The sequence below is a fragment of the Actinosynnema sp. NPDC004786 genome, assembly GCF_053601135.1.
Window position 1 is genome coordinate 1 of the sequence record NZ_JBSGBG010000109.1, and the last position, 2,642, is coordinate 2,642.

1 protein-coding gene is annotated in these 2,642 nt (G+C 70.7%); it reads left to right on the forward strand.

What is annotated here, in order from left to right:
- Window positions 1-367: 367 nt before the first annotated feature.
- A partial coding sequence (locus ACWEFJ_RS39160) for an AfsR/SARP family transcriptional regulator (RefSeq protein ID WP_449716910.1) occupies window positions 368-2,642 on the forward strand: 2,275 nt, incomplete at its 3' end.

Here is a 2,642-nt window from a genome sequence, read left to right on the forward strand (position 1 = left end):
GTCGTCAGGGGCTGGCGGGTGGTGGCCGTTGGCGCTCATCGCGGTTCGCCTCCGTTCCGTCCCCCCACGGGTCGGGAGGACGGGGCAAGCATCTCTGGCGGGACCGGACAGGAACCGGGACGAAAACCCGGACAACGGTCCGACACCGTGTCCGCCGATCGGGTGAAAGCGTTGTCCGGTAGGCCGATTGAGTGGGACGTCACACGGCAGGCGTAACGCCTCCCATGCCGAACTCACACGCCGTTAGCACGGCGACAACCTGTCGGGTGTACCGATGGTTCGGCCGTATGGATGAGCACGCCGTGGGCCTCTCGGACGCGGATATGTCGGCACACTGCGTCCCGACAGCGCCTACAGGGGGCCAGGGGTGGAGATCCGACTACTGGGCAGCGTCGAGATCGGTAATCACGAGCGCGTGTTCCACCTGTCCAGGCGCGGTGAACGGTGCCTGCTGGCCGTTCTCGCGCTCGACCTGGGCCGACCGGTCACGAAGACGACCCTGGCCGAACGCATCTGGGACGACAACGAGGCGCGCGACCGCAAGCAGGACACGCTCCCCACCTATGTCAGCCACGTGCGGACCGCCCTGATCGCGGCGGGCGCGCCGAAGGACTGCCTGCGCGCGGATCGCGCCGCCCGCGGCTACGTGCTCGACGTGGACCCGGACTTGGTCGACTATCACCGGTTCGCCGCCGAGACCCGGGCCGCCCGCGACCACGCCGACCACGAGCGGCTGCGGCGCGCGCTGGACCTGTGGCGCGGACCGGCACTGTCCGGTCTGGAGAGTCACTGGGCCGACCTCCGCCGCCAGCACCTCGACATCGAATACCGCGGCGCCCTGGAAACCCTGCTCACCGCCTACCTGCAGGCGGACGATCATGACGAGATGCTGCGGATTCTGCCGTGGCTGGACCAGCGGACGACACCGGACGAGCGGCTGGTGATGCTGGGCGCGGAAGCCTTCGCCCGCACGGGCCGTCACACCGAGATCCACGCGTGGGCCACCGGCATGGAACGGCGGATGCGCGAAATCCACGACATCGGCCTGTCTGACCGGGCCGTGGCCCGGCTGCACGGCCTGATCGCCGGCCCGCCGCCCGCCGAGTCGGTCCCGGACCTGTCCGGGTCGCCGTCGGCGATGTTCAGCCTGCGCCGGGACATCCCCGACTTCACCGGCCGCGACGATGAGCTGCGGGTCCTGCTCGATGCGGTCGAGGCCGCAGCCGACGGCCGCACGCGGGCGATCGCGATCCACGCCGTGGACGGGATGCCCGGAGTGGGCAAGACCGCGTTCAGCGTCCACGCCGCACACCGGGTCGCCCACCGCTTCCCCGACGGCCGCCTGTTCCTCGACCTGCACGGCCACGACCCCGTCCGCGAGCCCCGCACCCCGCTCGACGCGCTCGACTCGTTGTTGACGGCCACCGGCATCGACCCGAAAGTCATCCCGCGCGACCTCGACGACCGGGCCAGCCTGTGGCGTACCCGCGTCGCGGGGAAGAGGATCCTACTGGTTCTCGACGACGCCGCCACCCACGACCAGGTCCGGCCCCTGCTGCCCGGCACACCGGGCAGCCTGGTCCTGATCACCAGCCGCACCCGGCTGGCCGCCCTCGACGGCGTCCGGCCGCTCACCCTGGATACCCTGCCCTCCGACGACGCCGTGCGGATGCTGCTCGCGCTGGCTGGCCGCCGCGCTGACGACGAGGATCCCGTCGAGCTGCGCCGACTGGTCGAGCTGTGCGGACACCTGCCCCTGGCCATCGCGCTGATCGCGGGACAGCTACGCAGCCACCGCACCCACACCGCACGCCACACCGCCGATCGGCTTGCCCACACCCAGGACCGGTTGGCCGACCTGCACTCCGGCGACCGGTCCGTGCGCGCCGCGTTCGACACCTCCTACCGCGACCTGCCCGACGACCAGCGGGAGCTGTTCCGCCTCTTGGGCGTCCACAACGGACCCGACATCGACATCCACGCCGCCGCCGCACTGCACGACACCACACCCGACCAGGCCCGCCACCGCCTCGAAGCCCTGCATACCGCACACCTGCTCCAGGAAACCAGCCCCGGCCGCTACCGACTCCACGACCTGCTGCGCGTCTACGCCCACAACCACGCCGCCGACCTCGACCGTCGACACCGCCAGGACGCCACCACCCGCGTTCTGGACCACTACCTGCACACCGCCCACACCGCCGCCCAACACCTCCCCACCTACCGCACACCCGTCACCCCGATCACCCCGACTGCACCCAGACACCCCTACCCGATCACCGACGCCGAACAGGCACGAACCTGGCTCACCACCGAACTGCCCACCCTCGCCGCCACCATCCACCACGCCGCCCACCACACCCACCACACCCACGCCATCAACCTCGCCACCACCCTCGACGCCTTCCTCTTCGCCCACGGCCACTGGGAACAAGCCCACACCCTCCACCAGACCGCCCTACACGCCGCCACCCATACCGGTGACCGGCTTGGCCAGGCCAACGCCCTTAACAATCTCGGCACCGTTCAACGCGCGCGGGGCGAGCTCGGGGTGGCGGAGGCGACGTCGACCCGTGCTCTGGATCTGTTCACGGACCTGGGCGATCGGCGCGGTCAGGCCATTGCTCTCAACAATCTCGGCC